The following is an 18021-nucleotide window of genomic DNA, read 5'->3' on the forward strand; positions in this document are numbered from 1 at the left end:
TATCATGAATATCAAAAGGTGGGTAACACTACTTATCTTAGTCATAACACTCAGTGGGCAGACTGCTTTAGCCCAAGAAGAGACAAATCTAAAACCATTCAAAGAAATCTTCAAGAGTAAGAGACAGGCTGCCAAGGAGGCCGCAGAGAAGAGAAGCGAGGAAGAGAAGGTAGAGGATAAATATTCTGACCTGATAGAAGAGGCAGAGGTAGATAGTGGGTTGGTAGTGACTATTTTAAAAAAGGGCAAGCTATACTTTGAACTCTCCGACTCGATTATGGGAAAGCCCCTTTTGCTCTCTAATCGGATTTCCCAAACATCAAATACTCTCGAAGCCGTAGCAGGACAGATGGTAACAGAGCCTATTATTATTCGTCTGGCAAAGCTTAATGAGAAGATCGTGGTTCACACCATTCAGACAGAGAATTTTGTAGATGAGAATGACCCGATAGCACCGTCCTTTGAGAAGAATTTTATTGAGCCCATATTAACAACCTTTGATATTGAAACAGAGCACGGTGATAATGTGGTCATAGATGTCACGGATTTCTTCCTTGGTGGGGAGTCAAATATATCCCCAGTAGAAGATAGCATGATAGCTGGCAGCCCTATCAGCAGTGCTAGTTTCGTTAAGAGCGTTAAGACCTTTCCTCGTAATGTAGAGATTAAGAGTATCATGGCTTATAGAAAGGACACTGACCCCTACACCATTGAGACACATCGTTCACTGGTACTTCTTCCAGAGAAGCCAATGAAGATGAGGCTACAGGATAATCGTGTTGGGTACTTTTATAGTCTTCGCCAACGCTTCACAACCTCGCTTGATAAGATCGAACAGTTTAAGATTATTCATCGCTGGAGACTCGAACCATCTGATACGACAGCCTATAATGCTGGGCAGTTGGTCTCCCCAATTCAGCCTATCGTCTTTTACATTGACACTGTTTTCCCCCAAAAGTGGAGAACAGCAGTCATAAATGGTGTGGAAGATTGGAACAAAGCATTTGAGGCTGCTGGATTCAAGAATGCCATTCAGGCCAGACTCTATCCAAGTAAAGAAGAGATGCCCGACTTTGATCCTGATGACCTACGTTTCTCCTGTATCAAGTATGCCACAACTGAAATTGCTAATGCAATGGGACCAAGCTATATAGACCCAAGGAGTGGCGAGATACTATGTGCCGATGTCATCTGGTATCATAATGTAGTGTCCCTACTCCATCACTGGCGATTTACTCAGACTGCGGCTGCTGACGCCCGTGTCCGAAGCCATATTATCCCTGATGAAGTCATGGCGGAAGCCATGAGATACGTTGCTTCGCATGAGATAGGACATACCCTCGGACTGATGCACAACATGGGAGCTAGTTATTCCTTCCCTGTAGAAAAGCTCAGAGATCCAGACTTTACGCAAAAGTTCGGGACCACTCCTAGCATCATGGACTATGCTCGGAACAACTACATCGCACAGCCTGGTGACTACGAAAGAGGGGTAAAGATGACACCACCACTTATCGGGGTCTATGATATATACGCTATCAACTGGGGGTACCGCTATATCCCAGAAGTGAAAAGTTACAGGGATGAGAAAACAATCCTCAATAAGTGGATAGAGGAGAAAAAGGATGATCCGATGTATGAGTTTGGAGCTCAACAGATGTGGATTCTAGACCCTACAGACCAAACGGAAGACTTAGGTGATGACCACATGAAGGCAGGTGATTACGGTATTAAAAACTTAAAATTCATCTTACGGTACTATGAGCAATGGCTTGCTAACGAAGGCGATCGTACAGATGACCTAGAGAAAGCTCACTCGGAGATTGTGGGGCAATTCTTTCGACACCTAAGACATGTCACTCCATATATAGGAGGACGCGTGTATTATGAGAATAGACAAGGAGATGGACAAATGCCTGTTACGTATATTTCCAAAGAAAAACAGCAAGCGGCTCTACATTGGGTGATTAAGCAGGTCAGAGAGATGGGTCAATGGCTATTCACAAATGATATCCAACAGAAATATGATAAAAGTGGTTCTCAAGAAGGAGGCAATATGCAGCGCTTCATCCCACTCTACATTGCTCATGACTTATTAGAGTCATATCGCTTATTGGGTATCATAGATGGAAGTAAAGCAAAACAAGGCACGGGCTACTCCCTCCAAGACTACATAGATGACTATGTCCGGGAGGTATTCGAGCCAGTTTATCATCAAAAAGAACTGAAGCCGATAGACCTTGCTTTAATGGATGCAGCTCTCTCTAACCTCATTGGATATAGCGACATCTCAATAGCAGAGATACCGATAGGAGCTCTATATAATGACCCATCTTACGATAGAACTCTAAAACAAATGATGGCTACTCCTCTTTGCATGAACGAAGTTTATCATAATCATAACATTGAGCCAATAATAGAAAAGAAAGATAAGAATTTCTTTAGAGCCAACTTCATGCCTGCTTCTCCAAGAGGGTACGAGGTAGCTCCTACGATAGTGATTAAATTAAAAGAGATTAAGGAAATGTTCGAAAAAAGAGCCGCATCAACTTCTGACATTCCATCCAAAGGATTCTATACCTTATGGTCTCTTCGTTTAGACAAACTACTTCAACCAAAATAAAATCATGAATAGCATTGGTCAAAGATTTGTACTTACCACCTTTGGAGAATCTCATGGACCCTATGTCGGTGGAGTCATAGATGGTTGTCCTCCAGGCCTTCAAGTAGATTATGAACATATAGAAAAGATGCTCCTAAGGAGAAAGGGGAAAAGTAGTATCAGCACAGCTAGGAGTGAAAAAGATCAGCCGGTCTTTATATCGGGTCTGCTAGATGGGATAACCACAGGTACACCAATAGCGTATATATTCCCCAATGGAGACCATAAATCAAACGACTATGATCCGCTCAAAGAGATATACAGACCGTCGCATGCAGATTATAGTTACCAAGCAAGATATGGTATCAGAGATCACAGGGGTGGCGGGAGAGCATCAGCTCGTGAGACCGTAGTGAGAGTGGTGGCGGGAGCTATTGCTATACAACTTTTAGAGCAGCAGGGCGTACATATCCTTAGCTATACTTCACAGATTGGGAATACCAGTTTACCTGATAAATATAACAACGACTTCACAATGGAAGATGTAGTCAAAAGTATTACTGGGTGTCCATCAAAGAAGGAGGATAACATGATGTATCAAGCCCTCCTGAAAGCCAGAGATGAGGGAGATTCTCTAGGAGGCACGGTTAGCACAATTATACAGGGTGCACCTGCTGGATGGGGTAACCCCCTATTTGACAAGCTGGATGCAAGACTGGCTGCAGCAATGATGAGCATCGGCGCGGCAAAGGGCTTTGAAATGGGAGATGGATTTGATATGACACGTATGAAAGGAAGCGAGGCTAATGATCCATTCGAAGTGATTAATGGGAAGATAGTCACCGCAACCAACCACTCTGGTGGTGTGCAAGGAGGTATAACAAATGGAGCCGATATCTGCTTTCGGACGGCATTCAAACCAATTGCTTCGATCTCAAAAAAACAAAAAACCATCAATAGTCAAGGGGATAATACAACGATTGAAATCACAGGGCGGCATGATGCTTCAGTATTCCCTAGAGTACTTCCTGTAGTCGATGCGATGACTGCTCTAACCCTCGTGGATATTTACCTGACGAGGTACAAGGAAAATCTATAATATTGAACTAACGAAGTGTTATTTTTCCACCAACATATAGTCCCCCAAGAAGGGCTAGGCAAGAAAGAATAAGAGATAGAAGAACATAGAGCACAGCCATTCGGGTATCTCCTGACTCATACAACTTATACGCATCCAAGGTAAAACTAGAAAATGTAGTAAACCCACCACATAAACCAACCATAAAAAAAGGAGAGAAAAATGATGAAGTAGGATAATACGCTCTACCTAAAACTAAAAAAAGAGCAATAAGAAATGAGCCTAAAATATTTACACTAAGTGTGCCAATCCATGACATCGTGGGTAAGCATTGTTGAGTAAATAACGACAACAAAAACCTACTTGCAGAACCTAAACCGCCACCTAAAGCTACAAAAAACACAGAAACCAATGTTGCGTTCATACACATTATATTATGTAGTACATTAAATTACGAACGGCACAAAAGTACATAAATATATTGTAGAAGTTATAATGACGCAAAGAAGATAGAGTGATAAAAATATAAGACCATAATGGATTTGCTTATAAATCATCTGAAAAAGAAACAGCGAATAAAATAGCAAGGAATATAGAAAGATAGATTAAAGTTAGTAGTATGTGATCATAGTAGTTAACCGTACCTAAGTCGAAAAGCAGTACATTGCCCTTCAGCAACACGTTCTAGATACATAACACTTTTAAAAGAGAATAATAAGCAATGTATATTTCAATGGTCTAAGAAATCAATGACACAAAAAATCAAAAACGGACTAACAAATCGAGTCTCATAGATACGAACTACTATAAGAGATCATAGACACAGAGCGACTAATGCAATAACTCCATAAACAAAGGCAACTAAAACAAACATCAAAAAAAGCGATTTGAACGAAATATTAGTTTAAAATATTTTGCTGATCAAAATTCTTTTTGTAACTTTGCCACCGATCCCATAAATGGGAACAATAAAAAGAATGGGCAGTTACCAAAGTGGCCAACTGGGGCTGACTGTAACTCAGCTGTCTTTCGACTTCGGTGGTTCGAATCCATCACTGCCCACACTTTTTTAAATCATGCGGAAGTAGCTCAGTTGATAGAGCATCAGCCTTCCAAGCTGAGGGTCGCGGGTTTGAGCCCCGTCTTCCGCTCTAACGCCTACGTAGCTCAGGGGTAGAGCACTTCCTTGGTAAGGAAGAGGTCCCGGGTTCAATTCCCGGCGTCGGCTCAGAAATATGAAATATGCTCTAAGATTTGGTTATCACAGGCATTTTTCATATATTTGGGGATTAAATATTATAAACACAACTATATTTTATTGTTATTAGACTATGGCAAAAGAACATTACGACAGATCGAAACCTCACGTAAACATTGGTACGATCGGCCACGTAGACCACGGTAAGACTACTCTTACTGCTGCGATTACTACTGTGCTAGCAAGAGACGGACATACAGAATTACGCTCTTACGACTCAATTGACAACGCTCCTGAAGAAAAGGAAAGAGGTATTACTATCAATACTTCACACGTTGAGTACCAAACAGCTAACCGCCACTATGCACACGTTGACTGCCCAGGACACGCCGACTATGTAAAGAACATGGTAACTGGTGCTGCTCAGATGGACGGTGCTATTATCGTAGTGGCTGCAACTGATGGTCCTATGCCACAGACTCGTGAGCACATCCTTCTAGCTCGTCAGGTAAACGTACCTCGTCTTGTTGTATTCATGAACAAGTGCGATATGGTAGATGACGAAGAGATGCTAGAACTTGTAGAAATGGAGATCCGTGAGCTTCTTTCATTCTACGACTTCGATGGCGACAACACTCCAGTTATCCAGGGTTCTGCTCTTGGTGCACTTAACGGAGAAGAGAAATGGGAAGAAAGTGTTCGTAAGCTAATGGATGCTGTTGACGAATGGATCCCAATTCCACCTCGTGCTGTAGATAAGGACTTCCTAATGCCAGTAGAGGACGTATTCTCAATCACTGGTCGTGGTACAGTAGCAACTGGTCGTATCGAAACAGGTGTTGTTCACACAGGTGATGAAGTACAGATCATCGGTCTTGGTGCTGAGAAGACTAAGTCAGTTGTAACTGGTGTTGAGATGTTCCGTAAGATTCTTGACGAAGGTCAAGCTGGTGACAACGTAGGTCTACTTCTTCGTGGTATTGACAAGGACGATATCAAGCGTGGTATGGTTATCTGTAAGCCAGGTAGCGTTAAGCCTCACTCAAAATTCAAGGCAGAGGTTTACGTACTTAAGAAAGAAGAAGGTGGTCGTCACACTCCATTCCGTAACAAGTACCGTCCACAGTTCTTTATTCGTACTCTAGACGTAACCGGTGAAATCACTCTTCCAGAAGGTCAGGAAATTGTGATGCCAGGTGACAACGTAACAATTTCAGTAGAACTAATCTACCCTGTAGCATGTAGCCTAGGTCTTCGTTTCGCAATCCGCGAAGGAGGTCGTACAGTAGGTGCAGGTCAGATCACTGAACTACTTGACTAATAAAATCTAATTCAAAGGGTCTCATCCCCTAGAATTATAAGAATAAGTGATGAGGTACGAAGATTATATCCTCGCCCTCATCACTTTATAAACGGGCATAGCTCAGCTGGTAGAGCACTGGTCTCCAAAACCAGGTGTCGAGAGTTCGAATCTTTCTGCCCGTGCAAGAGAAATCATAAGGAACCCTTTGGGAGGGTGTAAATTCCCTTCCAAAGGTTTCTTTACAAATTAAGATAGTAATGGAAATCATTATTTCGTAAGGGTAGTCTAAAACATAGATTACATGAAATAAAGGTTTTACAAACAAACAATAAAAGGTTTTATGGCTAACCCTAAGAAGAAAGACAATTTCTTTGTAAGACTAGGTTCTTACGCTAGCGAGTGCTACAAAGAACTTCGCTATAAGGTGACTTGGCCTACCCAGAAAGAACTTTCAAACAGTGCAGTGCTAGTACTAGTTGCTTCCCTAGTCATGTCACTGTTTATTTTCTTGGTAGACAAAGCGTTCGAATTTATCGTTACAGGTATATACCGCACTCTTATCTAATACGGATATAGGTAATTATCGTAAGGAAGTAAGTTTATTTAGTAATGAGCAATAAGGATATGAAATACTACGTCCTCCGTACAATAACGGGCAAAGAAAAGGATGTAGAGGAATACATAGAGGGTATGCGTGATGCAGTCCCTGTATTAAAGGAAAATGTGGGAGAAATATTGATTCCTATGGAAACCTATTATCAACTCAATAAGAGTGCTAAGGGTGGCCGTGTGGAACGCACTCGTCCATATTATTCTGGATATGTGTTCGTACAAGCAGATTTGGTCGGTGAGACAAAGTTTACACTTCGTCGCATCCCCAATGTACTTGGTTTCCTAGGCTCTGAAGATGATCCTACACCTCTCTCAACAGAGGACGTAGAGCAGATGAAGAGTGTTGCTGATAAACTAAGTGATACACCTGACGATGGTGAACTATCATTCCACGAAGGAGAACGAGTAAAAGTAACTTACGGGCCATTCTCAGGTTTCTTTGGTGAAATTACTGAGGTTTTAGATGATCGTAAGAAGCTTAAAATACTTGTTAAAGTATTCGGGCGTGAGACATCGATGGAAGTTGACTTTATTCAAGTGGAAAAGGAGAGCATGCCATAACTTTACCCACCTCTAGGATATAGAGGACCTCGTTTTCTTGTTGTAAATGCAAAAATTGTTACGACTTGTGCATATACAAGATTAATGCTGAATAAGAAAATAAAGGGGTAAGTGCTCGACTGAACTTCATCACAAAATTATTAACACTTTAAATGTTTAATTAATCATGGCAAAAGAAATTGCTGGACAACTTAAACTGCAAATCAAAGGTGGTGCGGCTAATCCGTCCCCTCCGGTTGGTCCTGCACTTGGTGCAAAAGGGATCAACATTATGGACTTTTGCAAGCAATTTAACGCCAGAACCCAAGATCAGGCTGGGAAAGTTTTACCTGTAATAATTACATATTACAGCGATAAGTCTTTTGACTTTATCGTAAAAACACCTCCTGTGGCTGTTCAACTTCTGGAGATCTCTAAGAAAAAATCAGGTAGTGCAGAACCAAATCGTAAGAAAGTAGCGACCATTACATGGGATGATGTTAAGACGATCGCAGAAGCAAAAATGGTAGACCTAAACTGCTTCACTATAGCAAGTGCTATGAGGTTAGTTGCAGGGACTGCTAGGAGTATGGGTATTTCTATTAAAGGGGCTTTCCCGGAAAATGTTGAATAAAAAACAATCGATTTATTATGAGTAAACTAACGAAAAATAAAAAGTTAGCTTTGAGTAAGGTCGAGCCGGGGAAACTATATACACTTACGGAAGCTTCAGCTCTTGTAAAAGAGATCACAACAACTAAGTTTGATGCTTCTGTAGATATAGATATCCGTCTCGGTGTAGATCCAAGAAAAGCTAACCAAATGGTACGTGGTGTTGTATCACTACCACACGGAACAGGAAAGGAAACTAGGGTACTGGTGCTCTGTACTGCTGACAAAGAGACTGAAGCACAAGAAGCTGGTGCTGACTATGTAGGACTTGATGAATACATTGAGAAGATCAAAGGTGGCTGGACCGACGTGGACGTTATCATTACCATGCCTAGCGTTATGGGAAAGATAGGTGCACTTGGTAGAGTTCTTGGTCCTCGTGGACTTATGCCTAACCCAAAAAGTGGAACCGTTACTAACGAAATTGGTAACGCGGTACGTGAGGTTAAGCAAGGTAAGATCGACTTTAAGGTTGATAAAGCTGGAATTATACACGCATCAGTTGGTAAGATTTCTTTCCCTGCTGAAAAGATCCGTGATAATGCACGTGAATTTATCAACACAATCGTGAAACTTAAGCCTACTGCTGCGAAGGGTACTTATATTAAGAGTATTTTCTTATCAAGTACTATGAGCCTTGGTATCAAGGTGGATCCTCGCTCTTTTGTTGGAGAATAATAATTCAGAGAAAAAGAAAAAAAGGATTCAATTAGTATGAAGAAAGAACTTAAAACAACAGTGGTTAACCAATTGGTTGAGTTAGTAGAACAATATCCAAACTTCTACCTAACTGACATCGAGGGACTAACTGCTGATAAGACAAGTGCACTGCGTAAGGAGTGCTTCAAAAGTGACGTAAAATTGGTAGTGGTGAAGAACACTCTTATGAGAATCGCACTAAGCCAAGTAAACGATGAAGCATACTCCCCACTATATGACACCTTGAAAGGAAATACTGCGGTAATGTTTGCTGAAACAGCAAATGCACCTGCAAAGCTAATCAAGGCCTTTATTAAAGAGAACAAACCTGAGGATGAAACTCAAAAAGCAAAACCAGAACTTAAAGGTGCCTACGTACAAGAAGGCATTTACCTTGGTCCTGAGAAGCTAGAAGAGTTGGTTACTATCAAGAGCAAGGAAGAACTTATCGGAGATATCCTTGGTATGCTTGAAGGACCTATCCAAAGCGTCGTTTCGCAGCTTGCTTCAGCTGGTGGTACTATCCACGGTCTGCTGGATGCAATTGAAGAAAAGAACAACTAATATTTAGTTGTCCTACAAAAAAAGAGATTTTTCAAAAAAGTATATAACACAAATAATATATATAACAACATGGCAGATATCAAAGCTATTGCTGAACAACTAGTGAACCTTACTGTAATTGAAGTAACAGAACTTAAGAACATTCTTAAGGATGAATATGGTATTGAACCAGCTGCTGCTGCAGTTGCAGTTGCAGGTCCTGCTGCTGGCGGTGAAGGTGCTGCAGAAGAGAAGAGCACATTTGATGTAGTTCTTAAGGCTGCAGGTGGTGCTAAACTACAAGTAGTAAAGGCTGTTAAGGAACACATGGGCCTTGGTCTTAAAGAAGCTAAGGAACTAGTAGATGCAGCTCCAAGTAAACTTAAGGAAGGCGTAGACAAAGCTGAAGCTGATGCACTTAAGGCTGTCCTCGAAGAGGCTGGTGCTGAAGTAGAAATAGCGTAAGCTTGTAACTGTGCCTCCTGTAGATAATACAGGTGATGGTTAAGGACCCACGATATAGTGGGTCTTTAACCTTTTCGTGTCTTTTTCCCTAAATTCGGCTTTTAAGGTTTTTTATGTCCAATAATAATAACAAACAAAGAGTAAACTTCGCTGCCATCAAGAACCCTCTGGATTACCCAGATTTCTTAGACATCCAACTGCAATCATTCAAGGATTTCATGCAATTGGATACACCCTCGGACAAGCGTAAGAATGAGGGACTCTATAAGGTATTTATGGAGAACTTCCCGATCCAAGATACTCGTAATAACTTCGTCCTAGAGTTTCTTGATTATTTTATAGATCCACCACGCTACTCACTCGATGAGTGCTTAATACGTGGGCTGACATATAATGTCCCTCTAAAAGCCAAGATGAAGCTTTACTGTACGGATCCAGAACATGAGGATTTCGATACCTCTGTCATGGATGTGTATCTAGGACAGATCCCGTACATGACTCCATCAGGTACCTTTATCATCAATGGTGCTGAACGAGTGGTGGTATCTCAGATGCACCGCTCTCCTGGTGTATTCTTTAGTGAGAGTGTACACAACAATGGAACAAAGCTATTCTCAGCTAGGGTAATTCCATTTAAAGGGTCATGGATAGAATTTGCAACAGACATTAATAATGTCATGTATGCATACATTGACCGTAAGAAGAAGCTTCCGGTCACAACATTACTTCGTGCCATAGGCTACGAGAGTGACAAGGATATTCTTAATCTATTTGGTATAGCTGAAGAGGTCAAAGTTAGTAAGTCTAACTTGAAAAAGAACCTGGGCAGGAAGATTGCTGCCCGCGTCTTGAATAGCTGGATTGAAGACCTCGTTGATGAAGAAACAGGTGAAGTCGTTTCTCTAGAAAGATACGAAGTAGTGGTTGATAGAGATGAGGAACTGACTGAGGAGAACTCAGAACTCATACTTGATTCAGGCACAAAAAACATTCTGCTACTTAAAGATGCAGAAAATGGTCTGGACTATAGCGTTATTACCAATACGCTTCAAAAAGACCCTTCAAACTCACAAAAAGAGGCTGCATATCATATTTATAAACAGCTAAGAAGTCAAGATCCAGTAGATGAAAACTCTGCGATGGAAGTAATCAATAATCTTTTCTTCTCCGAAAAGAGATATGATCTTGGCGATGTGGGGAGGTATAGAATTAATAAGAAGCTAAAATTAGAAATTAATGAGGACGTAAAGGTTCTTACAAATGAGGATATTTCGGCTATCATTAAGTATCTAGTAGCTCTTAAAAACGAAAAAGAGACGGTTGATGATATCGACCACTTAAGTAATAGACGTGTAAGAACTGTAGGAGAACAACTGTATCAACAATTTGGTATAGGGCTTTCTCGTATGGCACGAACCGTTCGTGAAAGGATGAATGTTCGTGATAATGAAGTATTTACACCTGTAGATCTTATCAATGCTAAAACGATCTCAAGTGTAGTTAACTCTTTCTTTGGGACAAATCCTCTTTCTCAGTTTATGGATCAGACCAATCCATTGGCTGAGATCACTCATAAACGTAGATTATCAGCTCTAGGACCTGGTGGTATTAGTCGTGATCGTGCTGGTTTCGAAGTTCGTGACGTTCACTATACTCACTATGGCCGTCTGTGCCCTATCGAAACTCCTGAAGGTCCAAATATTGGTCTAATTAGCTCTCTGTGCGTATATGCAAAGATAAATGAGCTAGGCTTCTTGTCAACTCCGTATCGTAAGGTAACGGATGGTAAAGTAGATTTCTCAGCATCTGGTGTTGAGTATTATACTGCAGAAGCGGAAGAAGATAAAACAGTTGCACAGGGTAATGCCCCACTTGATGAAAATGGATATTTCACCAACTCTGCAGTGAAGTCACGCTACGGTTCTGACTTTCCAGTAGTGTCTCCTCAACAAGTGGATTTGATGGACGTGTCTCCAATGCAGATCGCCTCTATTGCTGCTTCATTAATTCCGTTCCTAGAACATGATGACGCGAACCGTGCCCTCATGGGATCTAACATGATGCGTCAGGCTGTTCCTCTAATTCAAACTGATGCCCCAATTGTGGGAACTGGTTTGGAAGGATTATTAGTCAAGGACTCTAGGACACAGATTGTAGCAGAGAAGGAAGGCGTTGTTGAATTTGTTGATTCAACTGAGATTCACGTTCGCTATGATAGATCTGAAGAGGAGGAGTTTGTAAGCTTTGATGACAACTTAGTTGTGTATCATCTTCCAAAATGGCGTAAGACGAACCAGAGTACAACAATCGACCTTAAGCCAATTGTTAAAAGAGGAGACAAACTGAAGAAAGGTCAAATTCTTACTGAGGGTTATTCAACCCAAAATGGTGAGCTTGCTTTGGGACGTAACGTAACTGTAGCTTATATGCCTTGGAAGGGATATAACTATGAGGATGCTATCGTTCTTAGCGAAAGAATGGTCATGGAAGATTACTTTACATCTGTTCATGTCGATGAGTACAACCTAGAGGTTCGAGAAACCAAGAGAGGTATGGAAGAGCTCACAAGTGACATTCCTAATGTAAGTGAAGATGCCACTAAGGATCTTGACGAAAATGGAATCATCCGAGTAGGAGCTAGAGTTCATCCAGGAGACATACTTGTAGGTAAAATTACTCCTAAGGGAGAAAGTGACCCTACTCCTGAGGAAAAACTACTTCATGCTATCTTTGGAGAAAAAGCAGGTGATGTTAAAGATGCCTCACTGAAAGCTAACCCTTCTCTATCGGGAGTTGTGTACGATACACACCTATTCAGCCGTGCTGTAAAGGGTAAAAATGCTCGTGCGACAACACGGGAATTGAAAAAGAAACTTGAAGACGAGGAGGCTACTGCTAAAGAAGATCTTAAGAGCATCATGCTCTCTAAGCTATCTAAATTGACTAGCAGAAAAGTATGCCAAGGTATCACTGATTACATGGGTGCCATTGTAGTAGCAGAAGGCGTTAAATTCACAACACCTCTCCTCGAGAATCTACAATATGAAGAAATTGAATTCACTAACTGGACCGATGATGAGCATACTAATGAGCTTATTGGTCAATTACTTCGCAACTACCTAACTAAGTTGAAGAAGCTTGAGAGTGAGTTTAGGAGAAAGCAATTTGACGCAACCCTTGGGGATGAACTTCCTAATGGTATTATTCAGAATGCTAAGGTATTAATTGCCAAGAAAAGAAAGATTCAGGTGGGTGATAAGATGGCAGGACGTCACGGAAATAAGGGTATTGTTTCCCGTATTGTTCGCCGCGAGGATATGCCATTCCTTGAGGATGGGACTCCTGTAGATTTATGTCTAAACCCATTGGGTGTACCATCACGTATGAACTTGGGACAGATTTTTGAAGCTGTCTTAGGTTGGGCTGGTAAGAAATTAGATATAAAATTCGCTACACCAATCTTTGATGGAGCTTCACTAGATGATATTAACGCATGGACTGATAAAGCTGGCATCCCTCAATTTGGTAGAACATATCTATATGATGGAGAAACTGGTGAGCGTTTTGACCAGCCAGCTACAGTAGGAGTAACATACTTCTTAAAACTTGGGCACATGGTAGAGGACAAGATGCATGCTCGTTCGATTGGGCCATACTCACTTATCACGCAACAACCTCTTGGAGGTAAAGCTCAGTTCGGAGGTCAGCGTTTTGGAGAGATGGAAGTATGGGCACTCGAAGCCTATGGAGCCGCATACATTCTACAAGAAATACTTACCATTAAGAGTGATGACGTAATTGGACGTTCAAGAGCATACGAAGCTATCGTAAAAGGCACACCAATGCCTACCCCTGGAATTCCAGAATCGCTTAACGTCCTACTAAACGAACTTAAGGGTCTAGGCCTTTGTTTCGAGCTTCAGTAATTTATACATAGCACCTTATTTCAATTTAGACATATGGCTTTTAAAAGAGATTTAAAGATAAAGTCCAATTTCAACCAGATACGTATCGGTCTCGCTTCTCCTGAAGAGATTCTCGAAAGTTCACATGGTGAGGTACTCAAGCCTGAGACCATCAACTATCGCACATACAAACCAGAGAGAGATGGTCTATTCTGTGAGCGCATTTTTGGTCCAGTTAAGGACTTTGAGTGTCACTGCGGAAAATACAAGAGAGTTAGATACAAGGGTGTTGTCTGTGACAGATGTCAGGTAGAGGTTACAGAGAAGAAGGTTCGTCGTGAAAGGATGGGACACATTCGTCTAGAGGTGCCTATTGTTCACGTATGGTACTTTAGATCAATTCCAAATAAGATTGCATATCTCCTAGGTATTCCGTCTAAGAAACTTGAAAAGATTATATACTACGAGAATTATGTCGTAGTAAATCCTGGTATCTATTCTGAAGAGTTAGAAGTTGGTACACTTCTTACTGAAGAAGAATACTTGGAGTATATGAACAATCTGCCTGAGGGAAATCAAGCACTTGATGATAATGATCCTGATAAATTCATTGGAGACATTGGTGCAACAGCGATTGAACAACTGCTTATCAAAATTGATCTAGATAAACTTTCCTATGATCTGAGATCTAGAGCAGCAAAAGAAACATCGCAGCAGAGAAAGAAGGAAGCTCTGAAGAGATTACAAGTAGTAGAAAGTTTTAGAGCTAGTGAGGGTTATAGCCGTCCTGAATGGATGGTTATGAAGGTAATCCCTGTGATTCCGCCAGATCTAAGACCTCTAGTGCCTCTGGATGGTGGTCGCTTTGCTACTTCTGACTTGAATGAACTGTATCGTAGAGTTATTATTCGTAATAACCGCCTCCGTCGTCTAATTGAGACTAGAGCACCTCAAGTCATTCTTCGTAATGAGAAACGTATGCTTCAGGAGGCTGTTGATAGTCTATTTGACAACTCAGGTAGAAGAGGTGCGGTGAAGTCTGATTCAAACCGTCCTCTAAAGTCACTTACTGACAGTCTTAAAGGTAAACAAGGTCGATTCAGACAGAACCTACTTGGTAAGCGTGTGGACTACTCTGCTCGTTCGGTTATCGTGGTAGGTCCTAATCTAAAGATGCATGAATGTGGTCTGCCACAGGATATGGCAGCTGAGCTTTACAAGCCATTTATCATTCGTAAATTGATAGAGCGTGGCATCGTAAAGACCGTTAAAAGTGCCCGTCGTATCGTTGACAGAAGAGAACCAGTAGTATGGGATATTTTGGAAAACGTAGTCAAAGGACACCCCGTGTTGCTTAACCGTGCCCCTACTCTTCACAGATTAGGTATCCAAGCATTCCAACCTCGACTTATTGAAGGGAAAGCAATTAGGCTTCACCCTCTTGCTTGTACCGCATTTAACGCGGACTTCGATGGTGACCAGATGGCTGTTCACTTACCACTGTCTAATAATGCGATTCTAGAGGCTCAATTCCTCATGCTCGCATCGCACAATATCCTAAACCCTGCTAATGGAACCCCTATTACAGTTCCATCACAGGATATGGTACTCGGGCTATACTATATAACTAAACTAAGAAAGGGACAAAAAGGGGAAGGATTAACTTTCTACGGTCCTGAAGAAGCTCGTATCGCACATAACTCAGGCAAACTTGATATGCATGCGATTATTAATGTACTTGTTGATGATATTGATGAGGAAGGACAGCCAATTCAACATATAGTAGAGACTTCGGTTGGTCGTCTTATATTCAATGACCAAGTTCCAAAAGAACTAGGATACATTAATGAGTTGATAGGTAAAAAGAGCCTTCGTACCATCATTGGTAATGTCATAAAGGAGTGTGGCATCGCTGTTACATCTGAATTCCTTGATAACATCAAGGATCTTGGATTCTACATGGCATACAAGGGAGGTCTTTCATTCAACTTATCTGATGTAATCATACCAAAAGAGAAAGAAGAGCTAATTCAGGATGGATACGAAGAAGTTAGCAGTATCGTAGAAGACTTTAGCTTTGGTAACATCACTAACAATGAACGTTACAACCAAATCATTGATGTTTGGACGAATGTAAATAACAACCTCTCAGCTATTCTTATGAAGCAGCTAAAGGAGGACAAGGATGGATTTAATCCTATTTACATGATGATGGATTCCGGTGCCCGTGGTTCGGCTAACCAGATCCAACAGCTTAGTGGTATTCGTGGTTTGATGGCTAAGCCTCAAAGAAGTGGTGAAGGAGCTCAAACAATGGAAAACCCTATCCTATCTAACTTTAAGGAAGGTCTATCAGTGCTTGAGTACTTTATCTCAACCCACGGTGCTCGTAAGGGTCTTTCGGATACAGCTCTTAAGACCGCTGACGCAGGTTACTTGACCCGTCGTTTGGTAGACGTATCACAGGACGTGATCATCACTGAAGAGGATTGCGGTACACTTCGTGGTATCGTTCGCAAAGAGATTAAGGAAGGTAACAATGTTGTTGCTTCACTTTATGAGCGTATCCTTGGGCGTATATCTGTCCATGACATTATCCACCCTATCACAGGAAAGATCATTGTCAAGGCTGGTGAAGAAATCAATGAAAAGCTAGCTGCAGAGATTCAAGCATCACCTATCAATGAAGTTGAGATTAGGTCCGTCCTGACCTGCGAAAGTAAAAAGGGAGTATGTGCTATGTGCTATGGACGTAACCTTGCTCACAACTCACTTGCCCAGAAGGGAGAGGTAGTAGGTGTCGTGGCGGCACAATCTATTGGTGAGCCAGGTACACAGTTGACCCTCCGTACATTCCACGCTGGTGGTGTGGCTAGTACTGATACTATTGAGCGTAACTTTAAAGCTAAATACGATGGTATTTTAGAAATCGAAGAACTTCGTACGGTAGATACAACTGATGAAAGTGGTAAAGCTTACCAAGTGGTAGTAGGTCGTCAGGCTGAAATGCGAGTCATTGATCCAAACACTAAGATGACTCTTATTTCTGATAACATACCTTACGGTGCAAAGCTTCTCTTTAAGCCAGGCTCAATGGTCAAGGCAGACGATGTGATCTTTGAGACAGACCCATTCAACGCAGTAATCATTGCTGAAGAGGGTGGTAAACTGAAATATGAAGATGTGAAGGAAGGTGCTACTTACAGAATCCAAACGGACTCAAACGTGGCTGCTGGACACTCTGATAAGATTATAATTGAAAGCAAAGATAAGAGCTTATCCCCTGCCCTAATCATTACAGACAAAAGTGGAGATATCCTTCGAACATACAACCTTCCAGTAGGTGCACACATTAGTAAGGAGAATGGATCAAAAGTTAAGGCCGGAGATATTCTAGTGAAGATTCCTCGTACAGTTGTTAAGTCAGGTGACATCACAGGTGGTCTTCCACGTGTTACTGAGTTATTTGAGGCTAGAAACCCATCTAATCCAGCTATCGTTACAGAAATTGACGGAGAGGTTACACTCGGCAAGTTACGTCGAGGTAATCGTGAAGTTATCGTAACAAGTAAAATGGGCGACGAGCGCAAGTACTTAGTACCGCTAACACGACAACTATTAGTACAAGAGAATGACTTTGTTAGAGCAGGTGAAGCACTATCAGATGGAGCCATTTCACCTTCAGACATACTAGCCATTCTTGGTCCAAATTCGGTACAGAACTATATCGTTAACGGGGTACAAGATGTGTATAGAAAGCAAGGTGTATCCATTAATGACAAGCACTTTGAAGTCATTGTACGTCAGATGATGCGCAAGGTCGAGGTACTAGATCCAGGAGATACTACTTTCCTAGAACAGCAGATGGTAGATAAACTGGATGTACAGGAAGAAAACAATAGACTTTGGGGCAAAAAAGTTGTTACGAATAAGGGTGATTCACAAAATTATTATGAGGGTCAGATCATTACTGCTAGACGACTACGCGAAGAGAATAGTCAACTAAAAAGAAAAGATCTTCAGCCTATGGAAGTTCGTGATGCTCTGCCAGCAACTACGAATCAGATACTTCAGGGGATCACACGAGCTGCATTAATGACCAAGAGCTTTATGTCAGCTGCATCCTTCCAAGAAACGCCAAAGGTACTTAACAATGCGGCTATCGAAGGTAAGGTTGATAGCTTAGAGGCCCTAAAAGAAAATGTTATCTGCGGTCACCTAATTCCTGCTGGTACAGGGCAACGTGAATACGAAAAGATTATCGTTGCTTCCAAAAAGGAAATTGAATCAAAACGTGAATTAGATTCCGTTCGTGCTCATAAGGTCACAATGCCTGAATATGACTAACGATAATTATTAAAAGAAGAAGGATGTTGCGATTTCAACATCCTTCTTTTTTTGTAT

Annotated in this window: 12 protein-coding genes and 4 tRNA genes; 15 read left to right on the plus strand and 1 reads right to left on the minus strand. The window is 41.4% G+C overall.

Features of this window, described 5'->3' with window-relative positions:
• Nucleotides 1-4: 4 nt before the first annotated feature.
• Both QYZ87_01800 and aroC read left to right on the plus strand, forming a co-directional pair.
• A complete protein-coding gene (locus QYZ87_01800) occupies nucleotides 5-2623 on the plus strand; it encodes a zinc-dependent metalloprotease (protein ID MDN4753272.1) in 2619 nt (872 codons plus the stop codon).
• Between the two features lie 4 nt (nucleotides 2624-2627).
• Complete coding sequence (gene aroC / locus QYZ87_01805) at nucleotides 2628-3701, plus strand: chorismate synthase (protein ID MDN4753273.1); 1074 nt, start codon at nucleotides 2628-2630, stop codon at nucleotides 3699-3701.
• Between the two features lie 7 nt (nucleotides 3702-3708).
• Here aroC and QYZ87_01810 read toward each other — a convergent pair whose 3' ends face one another.
• Nucleotides 3709-4104 (minus strand): CrcB family protein, encoded by a 396-nt coding sequence (locus QYZ87_01810; protein ID MDN4753274.1) that lies wholly within the window; start codon nucleotides 4102-4104, stop codon nucleotides 3709-3711.
• 555 nt (nucleotides 4105-4659) lie between these two features.
• Between QYZ87_01810 and QYZ87_01815 the strand changes: the two genes are divergently transcribed.
• The 13 genes from QYZ87_01815 to rpoC all read left to right on the plus strand — a co-directional run bounded on the left by QYZ87_01815 (nucleotide 4660) and on the right by rpoC (nucleotide 17964).
• A tRNA-Tyr gene (locus tag QYZ87_01815) sits at nucleotides 4660-4742 on the plus strand.
• 16 nt (nucleotides 4743-4758) lie between these two features.
• A tRNA-Gly gene (locus QYZ87_01820) sits at nucleotides 4759-4831 on the plus strand.
• Between the two features lie 5 nt (nucleotides 4832-4836).
• Nucleotides 4837-4908 (plus strand) — tRNA-Thr (locus tag QYZ87_01825).
• 103 nt (nucleotides 4909-5011) lie between these two features.
• Complete coding sequence (gene tuf, locus QYZ87_01830) at nucleotides 5012-6199, plus strand: elongation factor Tu (protein MDN4753275.1); 1188 nt, start codon at nucleotides 5012-5014, stop codon at nucleotides 6197-6199.
• A 91-nt stretch (nucleotides 6200-6290) separates the two neighbouring features.
• Nucleotides 6291-6363: transfer RNA gene (locus QYZ87_01835), tRNA-Trp, on the plus strand.
• A 158-nt stretch (nucleotides 6364-6521) separates the two neighbouring features.
• On the plus strand, nucleotides 6522-6746 hold the full coding sequence (secE, locus tag QYZ87_01840) for a preprotein translocase subunit SecE (GenBank protein MDN4753276.1): 225 nt from the start codon (nucleotides 6522-6524) through the stop codon (nucleotides 6744-6746).
• Nucleotides 6747-6805: 59 nt separating this feature from the next.
• Nucleotides 6806-7354 carry a transcription termination/antitermination NusG family protein gene (locus QYZ87_01845; protein ID MDN4753277.1) on the plus strand — a complete coding sequence of 183 codons (549 nt, stop codon included), beginning with the start codon at nucleotides 6806-6808 and terminating at the stop codon, nucleotides 7352-7354.
• A gap of 166 nt (nucleotides 7355-7520) precedes the next feature.
• Nucleotides 7521-7967: a 50S ribosomal protein L11 gene (gene rplK, locus QYZ87_01850; GenBank protein ID MDN4753278.1), complete on the plus strand. Its 447-nt coding sequence runs from the start codon at nucleotides 7521-7523 to the stop codon at nucleotides 7965-7967.
• 17 nt (nucleotides 7968-7984) lie between these two features.
• Nucleotides 7985-8683: a 50S ribosomal protein L1 gene (gene rplA, locus QYZ87_01855; protein MDN4753279.1), complete on the plus strand. Its 699-nt coding sequence runs from the start codon at nucleotides 7985-7987 to the stop codon at nucleotides 8681-8683.
• 36 nt (nucleotides 8684-8719) lie between these two features.
• Nucleotides 8720-9268 carry a 50S ribosomal protein L10 gene (gene rplJ / locus QYZ87_01860; protein MDN4753280.1) on the plus strand — a complete coding sequence of 183 codons (549 nt, stop codon included), beginning with the start codon at nucleotides 8720-8722 and terminating at the stop codon, nucleotides 9266-9268.
• A gap of 69 nt (nucleotides 9269-9337) precedes the next feature.
• Entirely contained in the window at nucleotides 9338-9712 is a 375-nt protein-coding gene (gene rplL, locus QYZ87_01865) for a 50S ribosomal protein L7/L12 (GenBank protein ID MDN4753281.1), read from the plus strand.
• A 113-nt stretch (nucleotides 9713-9825) separates the two neighbouring features.
• Nucleotides 9826-13638 (plus strand): DNA-directed RNA polymerase subunit beta, encoded by a 3813-nt coding sequence (gene rpoB, locus QYZ87_01870; protein MDN4753282.1) that lies wholly within the window; start codon nucleotides 9826-9828, stop codon nucleotides 13636-13638.
• A gap of 33 nt (nucleotides 13639-13671) precedes the next feature.
• Nucleotides 13672-17964, plus strand: a complete 4293-nt coding sequence (gene rpoC / locus QYZ87_01875; GenBank protein MDN4753283.1) for a DNA-directed RNA polymerase subunit beta' — start codon at nucleotides 13672-13674, stop codon at nucleotides 17962-17964.
• The last annotated feature ends 57 nt before the right edge of the window (nucleotides 17965-18021 follow it).

This window comes from Porphyromonadaceae bacterium W3.11, from assembly GCA_030434245.1.
GTDB lineage: Bacteria > Bacteroidota > Bacteroidia > Bacteroidales > Porphyromonadaceae > Porphyromonas_A.